This window comes from Arhodomonas sp. KWT, from assembly GCF_010993615.1.
The window spans coordinates 1-2633 of record NZ_WNXE01000283.1; the positions used below are offsets into that span (position 1 = coordinate 1).

The window sequence follows — 2633 nt, forward strand, 5'->3', positions numbered from 1 at the left end:
AGCAGCGTCCCGCCCGTGACCTTCGTGAGCGTGGCGTCGAACACCGACGAGCGCGCGTCGTGGTTGAAGTCCACCGAGACCAGCGGCTCTTCGTTATACCCCAGCACCCCCGCGAGCTCGCCCTCGGCCGCCTCGCGCATCAGCGCGTTCACCGCCTCGACACTGCTCTCGCGCGAGAGCACGCAGGTCAGGTCCACCATCGAGACGTTGATCGTCGGCACCCGGATCGCATAGCCGTCCAGCCGCCCCGCCAGCGACGGGATCACCTGCCCGATCATCGCCGCCGCCCCCGTCTTGGTCGGGATCTGCGAGGACGTCGCGCTGCGCGCCCGCCGCGGGTCCTTGTGGTAGACGTCGGTGAGCACCTGGTCGTTGGTGTAGGCGTGCACCGTGGTCATCAGCCCGTGCTCGATGCCGATACGATCGTTCAACACCTTCACCACCGGCGCCAGGCAGTTGGTGGTGCACGAGGCGTTGGAGACAATCGCCTGGTCCTCGCGCAGGTCGCTGTGGTTGACCCCGTAGACCACCGTGGCGTCCACGTCGCTGCCCGCGGGCGCGGAGATCACCACCTTGCGCGCGCCGGCCGCCAGGTGCGCGGACGCCTTCTCGCCGCTCGCGAACAGCCCCGTGCACTCCAGCACCACGTCCACACCGAGCTCGCCCCAGGGCAGCTTCGCCGGGTCGCGCTCGCTGAGCATCTCGATGCGATCGCCGTTCACCTCCAGCGCCCCCTCGCTCACCGCCACCTCGCCGGGGAAGCGGCCGTGCGTGGTGTCGTGGCGCGTGAGATGGGCGTTCGTCTCCACGTCGCCAAGGTCGTTGACCGCCACCACGCGGAGCTCGTCGCTGCGCCCCGTCTCGTAGAGCGCACGCAGCACATTACGGCCGATACGCCCGTAACCATTGATGCCTACCTTGATCGTCATTGCTTCGATCTCCCGATCAGTGTGGGTCGGGCACGCGACGGCGTCCCGGTGGGGATGTCGCCGCGTGCACGGATATCGGAAAGCGGGGCGTCCGGCCCTGGGAACGGGGCCGGACGCCGCGGTATCAGAGAAAGGCGCCCGGGGCGGCACCCGCCCCGGGCGGCGTCACTGCGGACGCGTCACCGGCCTGTCAGCCCTCTTCCTGCCAGCTCTTGACCAGCTGGTCGTAGGGCACGGTCTTGCCCTGGGGCTTCTCGTTGGAGAGCGCCGGCTTGGGCGCACCCGGCTGGTCCAGCCAGTACTGCGGATCACGCTCGTCGTTCATCCGCGGGGCACAGGTGTCCTGGATGCCGGCGCGTTCGATGCGGGCCATCACCCGGTCCTGCTCCTCGCCGAGCGAGGTGAGCGCCGCCTTGGGCGTCTTGGCGCCGGTGACCGCGTCCGCCACCGCCTGCCACCAGAGGCTCGCGAGCTTGGGATAGTCCGGCACGTTGGTCCCGGTCGGGGTCCACCGCACACGGGCCGGGCTGCGGTAGAACTCCACCAGGCCGCCGAGCTTGGGCGCACGCTCGGTGAACGACTCGTCGTTGATGTTGGAGTCGCGGATGAAGGTCAGGCCCTCGTGCGCCTTCTTCAGCGAGGTGGACTTCGCCGTGGTGAACTGCGCGTACAGCCAGGCCGCCTTGCGGCGCTTCGCATCCGTGTGCTTGAGCAGCGTCCAGGAGCCGACGTCCTGGTAACCCAGCTTCATGCCCTCTTCCCAGTACGGACCGTGGGGCGAGGGGGCCATGCGCCACTTGGGCGTGCCGTCGTCGTTCACCACGGGCTTGGACGGATCGGCCATGGGCGCGGTGAACCCGGTGTACCAGAAGATCTGCTGGGCGACGTGGCCCTCCGCGGGCACCGGCCCGGCCTCGGAGAAGGTCATGCCGGAGGCCTCCGGCGGCGCGTAGGCCTTGAGCCAGTCGATGTACTTCTCCAGGGCATAGACCGACGCCGGGCTGTTGACCGCGCCGCCGCGGGACATCAGCGAGCCGACCGGGTGGCAGTCCTCGACACGGATGCCCCACTCGTCCACCGGCTTGCCGTTGGGCAGGCCCTTGTCGCCGGCACCGGCCATGGACAGCCACGCGTCGGTGAAGCGCCAGCCCAGCGACGGGCTCTTCTTGCCGTAGTCCATGTGGCCATAGATCTTCTTGCCGTCGACCTCCTTGACGTACTTGGTGAAGAACTCGGCGATGTCCTGGTAGGCGGACCAGTTCACCGGCACACCGAGCTCGTAACCGTAGCGCTCCTTGAAGCGCTTGCGCAGCTCGGGCTTCTGGAACAGGTCGTAGCGGAACCAGTACAGGTTCGCGAACTGCTGGTCCGGGAGCTGGTACATCTTGCCGTTCGGCGCGGTCACGAAGTCCCGGCCGATGAAGTCGTCGACATCCAGCGTCGGCAGGGTGACGTCCTTGCCCTCGCCCTCCATGTAGTCAGACAGCGGGACGACGTCGCCGTAGCGGAAGTGCGTGCCGATGAGATCGGAGTCATTGACGTAGGCGTCGTAGATGCTGCGGCCCGACTGCATCTCCGTCTGCAGGTTCTGGATCACGTCACCCTCGGCGATCAGGTCGTGGGTGATGTTGATCCCGGTGATCTCCGAGAAGGCCTTGGCCATGACGTTCGACTCGTACTTGTGAGTCGAGATCGTCTCGGAGA

At 67.7% G+C, this 2633-nt stretch carries 2 protein-coding genes; both read right to left on the reverse strand.

Translation table 11 applies throughout. The annotated features are described in order from the left end of the window. A partial coding sequence (gap, locus tag G7A99_RS17905; RefSeq protein ID WP_163142718.1) for a type I glyceraldehyde-3-phosphate dehydrogenase occupies window positions 1-929 on the reverse strand: 929 nt, incomplete at its 3' end. A 190-nt stretch (window positions 930-1119) separates the two neighbouring features. Continuing rightward, window positions 1120-2633 (reverse strand): ABC transporter substrate-binding protein (locus tag G7A99_RS17910; protein WP_163142721.1); only part of this gene is annotated, 1514 nt, incomplete at its 5' end.